Here is a 16,258-nt window from a genome sequence, read left to right on the forward strand (position 1 = left end):
CCAGCTTATCGTCAGCGGGAGGCGCATTCTACAGCGTTCAAACTCGCTGTCAACACCTCGTTTTTTACCGCTTTCGATCACCGTGGCGATCACTCTAAAAGGCTTTAAACCACCCTTCAGAGCCCGGCGCATTCTACACAGCCTTCGCTGTTTTGCAACCCCTCTTTTTAAGCCAACTTCTTGTTTTATAAGAAGTTTTCCGAGAGGTCGACGCCGGAAGAGGTGCGCATTATAGGCACCTCAGTTTTGCCGTCAAGGGTTTATTGCGGATTTGTTTCAAATAGTGGTTATGCCAGGTGCAACCCACCTAACGACTAAGCATGAAGGTTTCATACTCAAGGTCGTCCAACGAGCTGGATAGCCGCCCCAGCGCCAGCAGTACGCATACCAGCAGCGACAAGGTAAAGCCGTAGCCGAAGAAGCTTGGCCCCATATAGATGCTTAACAATGTCAGTGCTGCGTTCATCACCACGAACAGGATGCACAGCTCAAGCACTATGGCGCGCTTGTCCAGGTAGAAGAAGACGTTAAGCAGCGCCATGAACACCACCTGAATACTCACGCCCACCACGTCCACGTAAAACAGCGGCAAATAGTGGCTGGACATGCCCAGCCACTCGAGCAGCTGTGGCGCCAACAGGAACAACAGCGTAATGGTCACACCCTGGACCTTGCAGATTTCGAGCAGGCCCTGACGGATAGACAAGACCATCTGCTCTTTTAACTGAGCCACGTGCTGCAGGGTTTCACCCCCACGAATCGCCGAGTACAGGCGCTCGTTCCATTCGGCAAAATCGGTTTCGATACGCACCAGGAACACGGCCATGCCCGGAATAATGGCCAGGTACGCCAGAAAGATTGGCAAGTCATATAAGAGAGAGGCACGCATAGGCCCAATGACCTGGCTGGACGTGCTGGGCGTGTACCAGAAGATGAACTTGTCGATCCACACACCAAGGTTGTAGCAGAAGCCGGTAATGAAGAGGCTATAGAACACCCGTCCGCGCTTGACGAAGTCGAAGGCAACCAGCTGCTTGGACGGATACTCGCGCAGGATGTCGAACAGGTACATGAACAACAAACTGGCGTGACCAATAAGGAACGCCAGCAACAGGCCTTCGGTTTTCAGGAAGCGCAGTAGTACAGCGCACACCAGCATTAACGAATAACCCAGCACCATGACCATCAGGATGCGGTTATAAGCCTTCATGCCCGAGAGGAAGGTAATAACCAACCAGAGATTGCACAGCACCACGAAAATCGAGACGACCAGCAAGCGATAGGTGAACGAAGCATCGAATAGCGTTGCCATCAGCACAAAGGCCAGCAGCCCTGCAATGACAGTAGTCACCAACAACATGCCCACCAGATTGGGCAAGATCGTGTCATTGGCTTTCTTGAACAACTGATCCGATATAAAGCGGGTAAACATCAACTGGATGCCGCCGGTAATAATCAGCGAGCTAGCCATCAAGTAGGTGATGGTGATCAGGAACTGACGAATGAGCAACTCCGGCACAACGATGCCAATACTCAGCACGCCGATCATCATCACACTGAGAATCGACAGCACCCAGGGGCCGGAGCCGATCAGCCCGGCGTATACATAGGCGCGTAAGGTCGAGGTGTAGGAGTCGCGCGAAAGAATCTTGCGCAGTTCAAAGCCAATGCCAGCCATCTTATTGTGCCTCCTTGGCAATAGCTTCAAGGTAAAGATTGCGGTAGCGCTGCAGCATCAAGGTCTCGGTGTAATAGGTGTTAACCCGCTTGAGGCCGACGGCTTGAGCTGCATGCCAACGTTGAGAGTCGCTCAACAGGCCGACAATGGCCTGCGATGTCGCTTGAGGATCGGCAATGGCGACCACTTCCCCCGCAAAACCAAGCGCCCGGTCTTCCCCCGCAGCACCTTCGATCAACTCGCGACACGAGCCCACATCGCTGCTCACCACCGGCGTGCCTGCCGCCCACGCCTCGAGAATCACCAGCGGCTGCGCTTCACTGATAGAGGTCAGCACCATCATGCCGAGATTGGGTAACAGTTCGCGGATGTTCTGGTAACCGAGAAACTTGACCTTGTCTTGCAGCCCCAGACTCACCACGAGGCTGTGGCATTCGCTGGCGTAATCCGGATCTTCTTCCTCTGGGCCGACAATCCAGCCTTCGGCTTCAGGGATCGCACTGATAACACCGCGCATAGCGCGGATAAAGGTTTTTACGTCCTTGATGGGCACAACACGGCCAACCAAGCCCACCGTCAAGGGAATACCGGCTGGCCGTTGCTCGATCGAGCTGGCCCAAACGTCCATGGCAATCCCATTGGGGATTACCAGCGTGCGCGCAAAGTCCGCACCATCGGCAACCTGACGCTGACGGTTACCGTCATACAAGGCCGTTATTGGATTCGCCGAACGGTAGGCCAACAAACCAATGCGCTCAAAGAAGCGAATCCACAAGCGCCGGACATAGTTCACATCCGAATTGATGCCGGTTTTCAGCGCTTCATCAGGACTTTCGGAGATCCAGTTGGCCTGCGCCAGATCGATCTTGCGCTCCTTGGTGTATATGCCGTGTTCACTCAGTAAATAGGCGCAGTTCCAACGGGCCTGCAGAATGCTTCCCAGCAAGCCGGCGTATCCGGTTGAGATCGAGTGCAAGGCACGCGCACGCGGCATGCGCATGGCGGCCTCGCAGAGCATCATCAACGGCGCCTGCATGGTGCGCACGGTCCAGAAGTAATTGACGAAAGAGGGGTCGCTGCAGTGATGGGTATAACCATCGGTCACAGCCTCCCAGCTGGCGCGGCTGTGCAGAACGTCATCGAGTGTCACGCTGCCTGCAGCGAGGATATCCAGCACGCGCGCACCGTCTTCAGGCAATGGCGTGCCGGGATGATGGAAGAACTCGTGCAGTGCATTGATCTCATCCCTGGGCCCTTCACGCTTGGCCGACATGACTGCTCGCCCAGCGGTCCATGAGCTCTCAAGGAAGTGTTCTTCGATGTGCACAACATTGGGCGGGATCGCATATTGACGCTTGGGATAGGCACTTTTCTGCCCGCCGATGAAGAAAACCGAGAACGTCAGTTCGGGTAGCCCGAGGATCAGTTGATTAACCCAGCTGGAAACACCGCCGCGAACATAAGGCCAGGTCCCTTCAAGCAACAGGCATACATCAGCAATCGGCGCAGTGTCTTGCGCTTTGAACTTCATAACCAGTATCTCGCCAGCTCGGCAAACGGTGGACGCTTCAGGGTTTCGGCCGAAAGCTGGGAAAGGTACATAGGAATATCGGTGTAGCGACCTTGCTGAAACGCAATCTCTGCCTTGTACGGTGCAATCTTTTCCTGCGCCAGACCCGCTGCCTTGGCTGTCAGCAAATGACTGACCGCCTCATCCAGAAAACCCTGCTCCATGGCAATACGAGCCGCCAAGAGATGCGCGTCATCACCCACACCCTGAGCAAAGGCCAACTCCACATGCTCACGCGCCTGGCTCAGTACATGCTCCAGTACACTGCCTTGCGCCAATCCCATATAGGCGAGTTCCCAGTACCAGCGGGCCAGCGTCGAATGTAAGGGACCATGCTGCTGCTCGGGCGCCGCCTGCAGTTGCGCAAGGGTCTTCTCGATTCGCTGGTTGATCTGACTTTCCTGCTGATCAAGCATCGAATAGGCCAGCAAGCGCACATCATCAGATGGATCGCGCAGGGCCAGTTTGAGAATCGGGATGGAGTCCTTGCCATTCATTCGCCGTGTCGCCATCAGCGCCATGGTGCGGCGCTCCGGGTTCGGCGCATGACGCAGTACATCCTGCAAGCCGCCATCGTTGAACATCAACTCGCCGCTTGCCTCCTGAGCCCGGAATGGCAATTCCGGCACACCCATTGAGCGCCATACCGACTCTTTTTGCCGACGCGGCAGATACAACGCCGGGAACACTGCCAGCACTACGCCCAGCGTTCCGAGAATCGGCATAAAGAAAGACAAGCTGAAGAGCACCAACGGGCTCCACGGCAATGGAAATTTGTAACGGGTAGGCAACAACAACCAGACACCGGCACTCAGCAGCGCGCTAGCCGCTCCATGCGCTGAGATATACAGCAGGGTGGCCTCAACTATTGATAACTTATCGAGGAAAGCGGCAAAGCTGCTGACCTCAAATAATACCGCCCCGCTAAATAGCCACTTGCTGATCATTGATCGCACACTCGTTGAACAGGAAACGCCGCAAGCTCTCGCGACCACCTTGGCCGCTGATGTCGAACTCGCGGATGTTTATACCTAGCGACTCGAAACTCTGATCCAGACCAAAACGCTCGTGAATGATGCCGTTGAGACGCGTCAGATAACCCTGCCCGCCATCAGCCGAAGTCAGCGGCAACAGCACCAAAACACAGGGATTGCCGTGCTCGTTATCCACCCGCAATTGCACATCGAGACCACGGCGACTGTCTTCGACCAGACGTAGCAAAGCATCACGGTGCTCACCGGGGCTGGCCTCTATGGCGAACATGTGCGCTTCCAGATCATGCTCGACTGCGTCATTGAGAGAACGCTTTAGCTGCTTGCTGAAATCCTGCGCATCCATGTCGGCAAGTTGCAGGGTCTGCTGATCGGTCTGCAGCAAGTCGGCAATGTGCCCGCACAGGATCATCAGCAGGCTCAGAACCCGCTGCGTGAAGGCGAAGAACGGCATCTGCTCGACCGCCAACAGGGCGACAATCCGATCCTCGGTGTCTTTCAGCGGTACACACACCTGGTATTGGGAAAACTTGCGATTCTCGCCGCGCTCCATCAATTCCTCGCGGACACTGACCAACTGCCCTTGTTTCAAACACTGGCGCACCAGCAAATCATCTGCCGGCATCGGGCGCACTTCGCCCATGCTGCTCAAAGGTTCAAGCACCACTGAGTGATCGGCGTTGACCTTATGCAGGCTGGCGACCCGGAATGAGCCATATTGCGCGAGTAGCGTAAGAATCGACTCGGAGAGCACCGAAATAGCGGCTTCACCGCGAGGCAAATCGCGCATCTTGGCGCGCAAACCCAGCAAGGAACTGCGCAAACTCTGATCATTGCCCGCAACGCGCTTCTCGAGACGGTCATGGGAAATGCGCAGGATGTAGTGCGCCCGCGTGAACTCATCAAGGCGCAGCTGACGGTATTCGTTAGCCAGATCGAGACGCTCTACGCGCCGCTCCCAGATGTCACGAAACTCACCAATCAGCATCGTGCTGATCATCACGCCCACCACAAAGGGCGCCGGCAGCTCGGCATACAGGCCCAAGCCACTGGCCCGGTATGCAAACAGCGCAGCAACCAGAATCAGCGCACTGATCAACCCGCGCATGAAGCCGTAGCGCACAGCCAGCAGCAACGGGGCAAGAATCAGCCATGGGAACGTGCCGTATACCAGCAGCGGATCGGCGGGTGACAACCAATAGCCCAGCGCGATAACGACCACGCTGAGCAAAATGGTTTCAATCCAGGAGACCTGACCACTGGCGCGCGGCGCCAGGACAAAGTCCTTGTGAGCAGACTCAGTTGCCATTATTCAACCTGCAATTCGCCGACCAATTCGCGGAGTACTTTCTGCGTGGTACCGGACAGACTCTCGCGTGACCAACCCGCGCGAGCGCCACTGTTGCTCCAGAGCACACGCCCTGTTGCCGGCTCCAACACCTGCAGGCTCAAGCCGACCGCTGGCTCGCCGTCCAGGCCGCTCTTGTACTGCCATTCTTCAACACTGCCGCTGATGACATAATCCAGGCCTTCTTTACGTGCCCAGTTGAGGGCTTCGTCCAGTCGGGCGCGGTCATCCAACAGCGGCAGCTCGCTTTGCACACCTGCCGGATAAAGGCGCGGATGCAAGCCCTCTTCCGACAGCACGCTGAGCAAAATTTGCTCACTGCGCTGACCGGCTTGCGGAGTCTGCGAATAGTTGACCATTGGCAGCACGCCCCACTGAGCCGCGCGCGGGAACACCTGGCCATCTGGGCTGGTGAAACTCGAACAGCCCGAGACAGCTACAACCACAGCCAACAAAGCCAGCTTACGAATACTCAACATTGTCAGTTCCTCCATTTAAATCGTTGTTCAGCGCCCAAAGCGGGAGCTGTAAGTAATTGCTGCCGTACCGCCCGGCTCGCCATTGCCGTTTTGCGGTGCCGACTGATAGCCCATGGAAAATGCCAGCTCATCATCGCCCAGCACTTCAACACCGACGCCGGTGCTAACGGCGTAGTTGATGTCTTGCTCGACCCATTGCCAACCGGCCTGCAGATCAACAAACCAGGTGAATTGTGGGTGGCTGCGGTTCAATGAACCGGGCAAGCCCCGCTGCCAGCTAGTCCCCAGATAAAGTTGGCCGTAGCGTTCTTCAAGTAAGGTCTCCGGCGTTGCGTCATCAACCGCCAAAGCGCCGCCAAGCGGAATGAAGAAGTCATCACCGTTGTCGTTGACCACCTCTTTGCGCACCAGCAGATCATCCGGCAGGCTGTCTTCCAGATTGTTGCGCTGATACGTCACGCCGCCACGAATAAACCAGGCCGGCCCCTCGAAGAACAACGCATGGTTCAGTTCAAGGTTGTAGTTCTGGCCCCGGCCGATGTCATCGCCCTGACGGGTCTGATAATGCTGCTGGCCAATCGACCAGGAGAGCTGGTCACGCGCCGTCAGGCTGTGCTGGCCGCCAATGGTCAAACCATCACGCATGCCCAGCGCCCGGAGCAGCCCTGTTTCATCCGCTTCGCGGTGATAATCGAGATCGACGCGCAGCACATCACGCGATGTCAGCTGCAGGGTGCGAAATAGACCAAAACCGAAGCGGTCTTCGTCATCACGCCAGCTGTTGTCGGAGGTGATACCCAGCAAACCATCACGCAGCGTGCGCTGTAGCGACAATTCAGCGTTGCGCTCAGTACCGATCACACTGGAATCGAGGCTTGAGGAGTCATATCGGCCCTCTGCCATATCCAGCCGCGCGTACCAGTCATCATTGAGATTGCGCGCAATGGCGCCGCGCGCGCCCTCAAATTTCAACCCACCGAAGTCCTCGCTTTTCCAGCCCAGTTGTGCGCCCTGCGGCGTGCGCTCCAGCATGCTGGTCGCTGTAGCCCTGAGCTGATGACTGATATCTTGCGGGTATACATCAGAGATATGGCTGAGCGCGAATGCATTAGCCCGGCCTTCTTCGCCCAGCGCTGCGAGGACTTCAACCTGCTGTAATGGGTCGAGCCCGCCCTTGTCCAGCTCGGTCTGCAACATTGGACGATTAACCGTACGCAGCGTTTGTGCCAATTGCTCATAACGCTCGATCTGCAAGCCCTGGCCCCGCGCCCAGCCGGCCCAGTTCGAAGCGATATCGGCCTGGCCGTTAGCACTCAGCTGTGCGGTGAAGTACTCGTACCAGATTTGCAGCATGGCTTTAGAGTCGCCGCGCCCTTGAGCCGCCTGCAAACTGGCCGCGCCCGGAGACTGGGAACTGCTCAACAGGCGAAGGTAGGTGCGCAGGGTTTCCGGATCTGCTGGCAGGGGTTGTTCCTGCAATTGCTTGAGCAAGCGGGTGCGCAATCGCAGCGATGCGTCCTTATAACCCGCCGAGTCAAGGGCATCGGCGTAGGTGGCATTAGCCAGAAGGTCGTTCGGGTTACCTTGCAGGTACAGCTTCAACCAACCCAGCGCCCGTTCGTTACGGTTGAGCATCAAGTTGGCACTGGCGAATGGCAGCCACATGATGCCATCGGCGCGGGCAATCATTTGCCACTTGGCCAACGACTGCTGAATGTCTTCGCGCCGGCCCTGCTCGATGTAGAGCCACATCAGTTGCTCACGGTAAATGTTCTGTTCCGGGAAGCGACTGAGCGCCTGCGCGTAGATGCGCTCTGCAGCAGCAATATCGCCTGCACGCATAGCTAGCACCGCCCGTGCGTTCCAGAGAACCGGCAACTTCTCGGTGCCCGGAATTTTCTGTGCGCCCTCAACCAACGCTGCGTATTGTTCCCAGTCACCTAGTTTTTCAGCCAGATCCAGCGCACTGACCAGACGATCCGGTTTGTGCCGGGCATTCCAGAATTCAACCAGCAATGCCAAAGCCTTTTGCGGGTTCGAGGTCTGATAAATGGTCAGCAGTTGTTCGCGGTCAGAGCTGTAGAGTGGCGAACCCAATGCCAGCAGACGCTCGTAAGAATCCTGGGTGTCCTGATCGTTTTCGGTAATCCAGGCAAGCTCCGCCCGAACACGCCAGTACTCGGGATCAGTGATCTTCTCGGCATTAGCGTTTTTGGCAGCCATCACGCGCCAGGCGGCATCTTCGTCAAACAGCTTCCAGTGTGTTTGCGCCCAGCTAACACGGTCGGCCGGGGACAAACCAAAGCGCTTGTCGAGCTGCGCCCACGCCTCGGTTTCTGCCTGGAATTGCTGAGTACGCTCAAGCAATTGCTGCAAACGCACCCATGCCAACTGCTGATTCGGCTGCGCCTTGAGGTAGTTGCGCAGCCATTGTTCCTCTTCTTCGGGCTCACCCAGCGACTCGTAGCTGTAGACGAGAGCGTCTAGCTCTTCCGTCGTCAGTTGACGCATCTCGCTGAGCGTTACCAACAAGGGAATAGCCCGTTCAAATTCGAACAACTGCGCCGCCAGACGCCATGAGTGCTCGCGAATAACGGGGTCTTCTTCCATAGCGAGCAAGCGCTCCCAATAGTCCAGCGCCTCGACTGATTGACCAACCCATTCACCCAGCATGCCCATGGTGCGCAGCAGCTCCGGGTTTTCCGGGTCGTTATCCACCAGCATATTGCCTAACGGCCACGCCGCCACAATATCGCCCGAGGCCATGCGCAGATCGAACTCGGCCTTGATGGCCTGCATGTCTTGCGGTTGTTGCTCGCGCCAGAGCTGAACAAACTTCTCGGCCAGATCGTAACGATTGCTGCCCAGCGCGGCATGGAAGCCTTCATCCAGCAGGATCGAGTCATCGCCGCTGAGCTCAGACAAATGCTCAGCCAGAAACTCTGCTGCCTGACTTTCCCGGCCCGCTCCGCGCAGGGCCATAACCGCTTGCTGAATCAAATCGAGACGCTTTTCGGCAACCTGCTCATCTGCCAGCAATTGTTGATAGATCAGCGCAGCGCGCTCGGACTCAGACGCCGCCATGTGCCATTTGGCCGCCTCGGTCAGCCACTCGGTCTTTTTCTCGGGCTCACGCGCTGCCAACACTTCATAGATCGGCGCGGCAACAACCGGTGCGCCTAGCGCGAGGGCATATGTAGCTTCACGCCGGAGTTGCTCTGGGGTAAGGCTGTCGAGTGACAGCGCCTGCATGCGTGCAACCAGTTCGGCGCCAGTCTTGGCCGGAACACCGCCGCTCAAAGACAACGCTTGCAACGTGTCGAGCTCAAGCGCGAGGAAATCTTTAAGGCCATCACTGGACTGCGGCAACTCTTGAATATGCCGGCGTGCAGCGTCGTAATTACCAAGCTCGATCAGTTGGCCGATGAGTTTTTCGCGAAGCGCCTGATTGGTCGGATCTGCCTTTAGCAACAGCTCGGCGTAGTTCACCGAAACAGCGTCGGGCTTGCCGTCATCGGGCAAGAAGGCGTCTTTACCGGAAAAACTGACGACCAATAACGCGCCGACTACGACGACAATCAGTAGCAGAATCCAGGGGCTCAGCAACCGGGTCTTATTAGCGACAGGTGAGTTGCGCATCTTTCACCTGTTTTTGATCGAGATTGAACTGCCAAAGGCCATTAACTGACTTGGCTGCGTGCTTTTTGCCCGCGACATCCAGCGTACAGGCGCCCTTGGCGCGGACGCTGAACTGCAAGGGGAATTCTCCAGAAAAGGAAATGCGTACGCGCTGATCGTCCTGGTAAGTCCAGCCGGTCAACGGAATATTTGCCTCTTCAAGGGAGGGGCGCGGGTCACGCTTATCACGCAGCGCCAGCAACGGAAATTCGCTGCTGAAATGCACATAACGCCCCTGCGGCAGATCCCGCACGCCCGCTACACCCTTGGAGCGGGTGAGGTCTGGCCAGCCCATTGAGGGATCAATGCGCACGGTGCGCAATTTATCCAGCCCACGAAATTGCCAACTGCCATCGGCGCGCTGCGCCATGCTGGTTTCATACAGACCATGCATGCGCGGAATGTAATCACTCATCCACAGCGAAATCGGATGCTCGTCCTGCATCGAGCGATAAATCTTGTTCATCACTTTAATTGAGGCCTGCTTGGTGCCTGAATAGAAGTGGTAATACAGATGCAGGCCGCGCAAGCGACGTGGCTTATCAGTTAACGCATAAGTCTGCAGCACATCGCGGAAACCGTAATAAGGACCGTGCCAGAGGTTGGTGTAGATGTTCTCGTTGATTACCGGCGCGTAGTACTGCACGCCGCCCGCACTTGGCTTGATCAGCGGCGACAAGTTGGTCAGCGAAGGGAAGGCATTGGTCAGCGCCGTGTTGCCGCCGTTAACGTTGGCCAGTCCTTTGTCGTAGGCCAGCTTGACGGTGGCGGCATCGGGGATTGCATCACCCGACCAGAAAATCATTTTCACCGGCTTTTCAGGCGTGGTCAGGCGCTCGTTGATGTAGTCGGTAGAGCCGATTACTTCGCGCTTGAAGTCAATTTTCTTGTAGCCGGGAATGGCCATCATGAAGCCGTATTCAGGATCGAACTTTTCGCTGTTGCGCGCATCATCCGGCCGCCAGAAAAACGGGTGACTAAAGGTGTGAGTGGCGACCTCGACTTTGTCTTCGGCAAAAATCTTGCGCGCAATCGGCTCTAATTGGGCAGACAAGAACGGGTACATGCCTTTCGGACCAACTTCCCCTTCAATGACCGAAACCGAGGTCAAAAAAGGATGAGGCTGGATAAACGACTTGAGCACTTCCTCACCGGAATACGGGCTGCCCGGCACCTCTGCACGCGAGACGAAACCATCACCGTCGATATGCACGGTTGCCACGCGACGACCGTTCTCGGTGGTCACATCAGGGCGCGGCAGGGTTTGCAGCTTCAAGGTGCGCTGGACGAATTTGAAAGGATCAATAATCCAACGCTTCTGATCCGGAATCGCCTCGAATACGAAGGGGCTCAGTGCAATGCCGCCCCAATCGCCGAGAGCGACCGGGTTGTATTGATTGTCCTGGTCGTGCACGGTCAGCGCTGGCTTGGGGCCATCCTCCAGAACACTGATTGAAGCCAATTCACGCGTGCGCATTTTCACCGGCGCTTCAAAGCTGCCAAGCAAGGTTTTGTCATAACTGCCAAGCGTCGCGCTCTTGCTGATAACCTCGTTGCTTAACTGCATACCCAGACGACGCAAAAGCTGCGGGTCGCCAATGGGCAAGCCCTGCATAAAAGCCAACGGCACATGTTCATCAAGGCGCTGATTGATCCACTTGTTGAATACGCTGGAGTTCACCGGTGGCCCGGTGTTCATCCAGGTAATAACGCCGGCATAGAGGCCGGCGGCAGGCACTTCAGGCAACTCATCGGCCGGGATGTAGTCAACCCGGTAGCCCATGTATTCAAGGAGGCCGCCGAGAATGTTGAAACCGGTCGACTGATAGAGCATGCCTTCGCGTAAGTCATAAATTAGGGCGATACGCCTGGATGTCACCTCAATTGAACTGATGCCCAGATAATTCAGGTCCGGCATTGTCACGAACGGGATAAAGCCTTCACGTTGCAACTTGGCCGCGAGCTTGCGCGCCTCATCGCGGCGTTCGGCAGGCAGGTAATCGATCGCGACAAGCGGGATGCCTTGTTCACGCAGCGGCTTGAGATGTCCCTCCAGCCATTCACGGTCACTGGCCGGCACTTCACGGTAAGTGCGTTTGTCCGGGTTCCAACCAGCATGGATGGATTCGACCGCTACAGCGGCTGCAACACCTGGTAGCTCCGGCAAGACTTCGAAGCCGCGGTTGAAGAACAATTTGAGATCGGGCTCTTGCCTGGCCAACTGCTTGAGGAAGTCGCGCAAGGCAATACGCTCAGCTTCTTGCTGATCTTTGGGCAGCAACTGGAAGCTATCGAGGGTGTCGAGAAACAGACCGCTGTAACCCTGTGCTTTCAGGGCCTTGGCCCGGGCCAACAGGTGGCGCTGCCAAACATCAGAGCTGAGCCGCATAACCTGGCTTTCCCACGCCTCGTTGCGCGTAGGACTGGCGCCATTTTGCAGGCTTTTATTTTCTGGCTTATCGAGATCGCCATCGAATTCGCCAACAGAAAGGTAAGCAAAAGGCTGTGAACCTTGGTCACGCAAATATTTGACATCGGCACTGGTCAAGTGTGCCGGCTCGACTACGCTCCAATCGAACTGAGCGAGTTCGGCCAGTGGCGGCGAGTCGGCGTACCAGAACACCACGCTCTTCGGTGCCTGCGGCTGAGCCAGCGCGCTGCCGGTAAACAGCACGCAGCAGCATGCCAAAAGGTGCCGTCTCTTACTGATTAAAGTAAGCGGAATATGGACCAATGAGGAGAGAAATGAAGCGGTGAAGATCACGAAGGACCGAATACAGCAATACCTAAACATCCACAGCCCTGTAGGGTTATTCTGACGACCAAGTAGTCAGAATAGTAAGTATTTGCGTAGGCGTGAAATTAAATTATTAATAATTATCTGGATATCTCGAATATTCATAGGCGCCATTAATTTGGCATCAGGTAATTAATCTGACACCTCCGAAAACGCGCGCCATAGAGCCGCTCGTATTTGAGTTAGAGCACCCGCCCTTCGCGCAATTCGGCGATCTCTTCAGCGCTCAAGCTTAACCAGTTTTGCAGCACTTCATCCGTATGCTCGCCCAATAAAGGCGGCGCATTGCGGTACTGCACCGGGCTTGCAGACAGCCGAATCGGGCTGGCCACAGATGGCGCCGTGCCGCCCAAAGAGTGCGCAATATCCACGCGCAAGCCGCGGGCAACCACTTGCTCATCCGCAAACACCTGCTGCAGATCATTAATTGGCCCACAAGGCACACCCGCCTGCTCCAACTCGGCAATCCATTGCGCCGTGGTTTTGAACACCGTGGCCTGGCGAATTAACGGAATCAGCGCGGCACGGTTGGCAACGCGCGCCTGATTGCTAATAAAACGCGGATCGTCGGCCCACTCCCGAAAGCCGGCGACCTCGCAAAACTTGCGAAATTGACTGTCATTGCCCACGGTCAGAATAAAGTCGCCATCTGCGGTCGGAAAATCCTGATACGGCACAATATTCGGGTGCGCATTGCCGAGGCGACGAGGCGCAGTGCCCGTGGTCAGATAGTTCATGGCCTGATTCGCCAGGCACGCCACTTGTACATCAAGCAGCGCCATGTCGATGTATTGCCCTTCACCGCTCTGATCACGGTGCGCCAGCGCCGCGAGAATGGCAGATGAGCTATACAGACCGGTCATGATGTCGGTGAGCGCAACGCCCACTTTCACCGGGCCTGCGCCCTCTTCGCCTTCGGCTCGCCCGGTCAGGCTCATAAGCCCGCCCAAGCCTTGAATCATGAAGTCATAACCGGCGCGTTTAGCATACGGGCCGGTCTGGCCGAAGCCGGTAATCGAGCAATAGATCAACCGTGGGTTGAGCGCTCGCAGCGACTCATAATCCAGCCCATAAGCGGCCAGACCGCCAACCTTGAAATTCTCGATAAGAATGTCGGACTTGGTAGCTAACTCGCGCACCAGTTTCTGCCCGGCTGCCTGAGTGAAGTCGATGGTCACCGATTGCTTGTTACGGTTGGCGCTCAAGAAATAGGCTGACTCGCGGGTGTTCTCGCCCTGCGCATCGCGGAGAAACGGCGGGCCCCAGTGACGCGTGTCATCACCCACCGATGGGCGCTCCACCTTTATCACCTCTGCACCCAGATCCGCCAGGATCTGCGCGGCCCATGGACCAGCCAGCACACGAGAAAGATCAAGCACACGCAGATGAGACAGAGCGCCAGACATCGCAATGACTTCCTTATTAACGAGAAGGGGATTTTTACCGCGAAGCAACCTGAGCGGGTGAGGAATCAATGATTCACCACCCGCCACGAAGGCTTAGAAGAACGCCTGAATACCGGTTTGTGCGCGACCAAGAATCAGCGCATGGACGTCATGCGTACCTTCGTAGGTATTCACCACTTCCAGATTGACCAGATGGCGGGCCACCCCGAACTCGTCCGAAATGCCATTGCCACCGAGCATGTCACGGGCGACGCGGGCGATGTCCAGCGCCTTACCGCAGCTGTTGCGCTTCATGATCGAGGTAATCTCAACGGCCGCAGTCCCTTCATCCTTCATACGACCCAGGCGCAGGCAACCCTGCAGAGCCATGGTGATTTCAGTCTGCATGTCTGCGAGTTTTTTCTGTACCAGCTGAGTTGCCGCCAGCGGGCGACCAAACTGCTGACGATCCAGCGTGTACTGGCGAGCGGTGTGCCAGCAGAACTCGGCTGCGCCCAGCGCGCCCCAGCTGATGCCATAGCGCGCAGAATTGAGGCAAGTGAACGGACCCTTGAGGCCACGCACGTCCGGGAAGGCGTTAATTTCTGGCACGAACACGTTGTCCATGACGATTTCGCCGGTGATCGAGGCGCGCAAGCCTACTTTGCCGTGAATCGCCGGCGTGCTCAGGCCTTCCCAACCTTTCTCAAGAACGAAACCGCGGATTTCGCCGGCATCATCTTTGGCCCAGACCACAAATACATCCGCAATCGGGCTGTTGGTGATCCACATCTTGCTGCCGGTCAGGCGGTAGCCACCGTCCACTGCACGCGCCCGGGTGACCATCGCGCCAGGGTCGGAGCCGTGGTTGGGCTCAGTGAGGCCAAAGCAGCCGATGTACTCGCCACTGGCCAGCTTTGGCAGGTATTTCTGACGGGTTTCTTCGTTGCCGAACTCGTAGATCGGCACCATGACCAGCGACGACTGCACACTCATCATCGAGCGATAACCGGAGTCGATACGCTCAACTTCCCGCGCAATCAGGCCGTAGCTCACGTAGTTCAGGCCACTGCCGCCGTAGGCTTCGGGAATAGTCGCGCCGAGCAGACCGGTTTCACCCATCTCACGGAAAATCGCCGGGTCAGTCTGCTCGTTACGGAAGGCTTCAAGAACACGCGGGGCCAACTTGTCATTGGCAAACTGCTGGGCGCTGTCACGCACCATGCGCTCTTCTTCAGTCAATTGCTGATCGAGCAGCAGGGGATCAATCCAGTTAAAGCTTGCCTTGGCCATCGCGAAATCCTCAGTTGAGCAAGGGAGCAACAGGCCGGCGCCAGTACTCCACGTATTAATCTTGTGGAGTGATCCTAGGCGCGCAGACAGGTTGAAGCAAACGAGTATTTCGCACTAACTTGTGCGAAATACTCACTCCGAAAGATTAAGACCGCTGATTCACGAGTTTGCTGGCAACGCCTCTGGTGATGCTTCACGCGAAGCCACGGGGACTTTATCGGCACCCAACAGTGGCTGCTGCAAAGCCTCGCGACCATAGAACGTCAGCGCGGTCAGCAGCATAGAGAACCACACGACAACGCCCGACCAGAAAGTATGGGACATGTAATGCCAGCCCTGGAAAACCCGGGTTGTGCCAAAGATGAAGCCGAGCAGCATGATCGCACCGAGTAACTTGTACGCATGCTGCCAGCGATAGCGGCGCGCCACAAAGTACAGCGCGAGCATGGTGAAGCCGCCCGATGCATGGCCGCCCGGCCAGCAGCGACCGTCACCCGCCTTGCTCAGCAGCGTGAAGTTTTCATACCACTCCATTTTTGCCTGCAGCCCGCCATACAACGTGGTCTCGACGGGGCAATAAATACTCGTGTGGCTTTTGAAGTAATGGATAAAACCCGTCGTGATGGCAAATGACACAACAATGAACAGCAGGTCGCGGCGGTGCTCGGCAAACCAGCGCAAAGGCCCGGCCAGCTTGAAACGCTGCAAGGTGCCGAGCATTTTTGGGTGCTGGCCCTTGCTCAACAGTGGCCACACAAACGAGAGCAGGCTGCCGATAATCGCAAACTCACCGGTCCAGTTCGGGATAATCCGCGGCCATTTATGCGTGGCTTTTTCAAACAGCACACTGTGCTGCAACACAAATGAGTGAGTTGCCGGGTCGTAAAACCAGTTGCTGATGGCCACGTCTATGTTGGTCATGTCGAAGATGACGAAAATGGCCACAGCGCAAAGCAGCGGTAGCCAGACATTGAACAGATACAAGGTGCGCGATGACGAAGTGGGCATGAATAAACCTGTCGTGAGTCAATGCAGGCA

At 56.6% G+C, this 16,258-nt stretch carries 10 protein-coding genes; all 10 read right to left on the reverse strand.

The window, feature by feature from the left end; translation table 11 throughout:
* Nucleotides 1-307 precede the first annotated feature (307 nt).
* Nucleotides 308-1,678 carry an exopolysaccharide Pel transporter PelG gene (gene pelG, locus FEZ62_RS07250; RefSeq protein WP_172927277.1) on the reverse strand — a complete coding sequence of 457 codons (1,371 nt, stop codon included), beginning with the start codon at nucleotides 1,676-1,678 and terminating at the stop codon, nucleotides 308-310.
* 1 nt (nucleotide 1,679) lies between these two features.
* The gene (gene pelF, locus FEZ62_RS07255; RefSeq protein WP_172927278.1) at nucleotides 1,680-3,209 is read right to left on the reverse strand and encodes a GT4 family glycosyltransferase PelF; all 1,530 of its coding nucleotides are present in this window, start codon (nucleotides 3,207-3,209) and stop codon (nucleotides 1,680-1,682) included.
* The gene (locus FEZ62_RS07260; RefSeq protein ID WP_172927279.1) at nucleotides 3,206-4,195 is read right to left on the reverse strand and encodes a HEAT repeat domain-containing protein; all 990 of its coding nucleotides are present in this window, start codon (nucleotides 4,193-4,195) and stop codon (nucleotides 3,206-3,208) included. The genes pelF and FEZ62_RS07260 overlap by 4 nt, the downstream gene beginning before the upstream one ends.
* On the reverse strand, nucleotides 4,173-5,549 hold the full coding sequence (locus tag FEZ62_RS07265) for a PelD GGDEF domain-containing protein (RefSeq protein ID WP_172927280.1): 1,377 nt from the start codon (nucleotides 5,547-5,549) through the stop codon (nucleotides 4,173-4,175). The genes FEZ62_RS07260 and FEZ62_RS07265 overlap by 23 nt, the downstream gene beginning before the upstream one ends.
* Complete coding sequence (locus FEZ62_RS07270) at nucleotides 5,549-6,067, reverse strand: penicillin-binding protein activator LpoB (RefSeq protein ID WP_069900805.1); 519 nt, start codon at nucleotides 6,065-6,067, stop codon at nucleotides 5,549-5,551. Before FEZ62_RS07270 ends, FEZ62_RS07265 begins: the two co-directional genes overlap by 1 nt.
* Nucleotides 6,068-6,094: 27 nt before the next feature.
* Nucleotides 6,095-9,706, reverse strand: a complete 3,612-nt coding sequence (locus FEZ62_RS07275; RefSeq protein ID WP_172927281.1) for a tetratricopeptide repeat protein — start codon at nucleotides 9,704-9,706, stop codon at nucleotides 6,095-6,097.
* Nucleotides 9,684-12,419, reverse strand: coding sequence for a bifunctional glycoside hydrolase 114/ polysaccharide deacetylase family protein (locus FEZ62_RS07280; RefSeq protein WP_345940435.1), 2,736 nt, complete (start codon nucleotides 12,417-12,419; stop codon nucleotides 9,684-9,686). Before FEZ62_RS07280 ends, FEZ62_RS07275 begins: the two co-directional genes overlap by 23 nt.
* Nucleotides 12,420-12,724: 305 nt before the next feature.
* Nucleotides 12,725-13,948 carry a CaiB/BaiF CoA-transferase family protein gene (locus FEZ62_RS07285; RefSeq protein WP_172927283.1) on the reverse strand — a complete coding sequence of 408 codons (1,224 nt, stop codon included), beginning with the start codon at nucleotides 13,946-13,948 and terminating at the stop codon, nucleotides 12,725-12,727.
* Between the two features lie 93 nt (nucleotides 13,949-14,041).
* Entirely contained in the window at nucleotides 14,042-15,220 is a 1,179-nt protein-coding gene (locus FEZ62_RS07290; RefSeq protein ID WP_069900811.1) for an acyl-CoA dehydrogenase, read from the reverse strand.
* 159 nt (nucleotides 15,221-15,379) lie between these two features.
* Nucleotides 15,380-16,228: a phosphatase PAP2 family protein gene (locus FEZ62_RS07295; RefSeq protein WP_172927284.1), complete on the reverse strand. Its 849-nt coding sequence runs from the start codon at nucleotides 16,226-16,228 to the stop codon at nucleotides 15,380-15,382.
* Between the last annotated feature and the right edge of the window lie 30 nt (nucleotides 16,229-16,258).

This window comes from Pseudomonas sp. MS19, assembly GCF_013277615.1.
Classification (GTDB): domain Bacteria; phylum Pseudomonadota; class Gammaproteobacteria; order Pseudomonadales; family Pseudomonadaceae; genus Aquipseudomonas; species Aquipseudomonas marincola.

Coding starts and splice junctions, on each gene's coding strand:
- FEZ62_RS07270 (WP_069900805.1), bottom strand. CDS start 6,067: ATGTTGAGTATTCGTAAGCTGGCTTTGTTGGCTGTGGTTGTAGCTGTC.
- FEZ62_RS07260 (WP_172927279.1), bottom strand. CDS start 4,195: ATGATCAGCAAGTGGCTATTTAGCGGGGCGGTATTATTTGAGGTCAGC.
- pelF (WP_172927278.1), bottom strand. CDS start 3,209: ATGAAGTTCAAAGCGCAAGACACTGCGCCGATTGCTGATGTATGCCTG.
- FEZ62_RS07265 (WP_172927280.1), bottom strand. CDS start 5,549: ATGGCAACTGAGTCTGCTCACAAGGACTTTGTCCTGGCGCCGCGCGCC.
- FEZ62_RS07285 (WP_172927283.1), bottom strand. CDS start 13,948: ATGTCTGGCGCTCTGTCTCATCTGCGTGTGCTTGATCTTTCTCGTGTG.
- FEZ62_RS07295 (WP_172927284.1), bottom strand. CDS start 16,228: ATGCCCACTTCGTCATCGCGCACCTTGTATCTGTTCAATGTCTGGCTA.
- pelG (WP_172927277.1), bottom strand. CDS start 1,678: ATGGCTGGCATTGGCTTTGAACTGCGCAAGATTCTTTCGCGCGACTCC.
- FEZ62_RS07290 (WP_069900811.1), bottom strand. CDS start 15,220: ATGGCCAAGGCAAGCTTTAACTGGATTGATCCCCTGCTGCTCGATCAG.
- FEZ62_RS07275 (WP_172927281.1), bottom strand. CDS start 9,706: ATGCGCAACTCACCTGTCGCTAATAAGACCCGGTTGCTGAGCCCCTGG.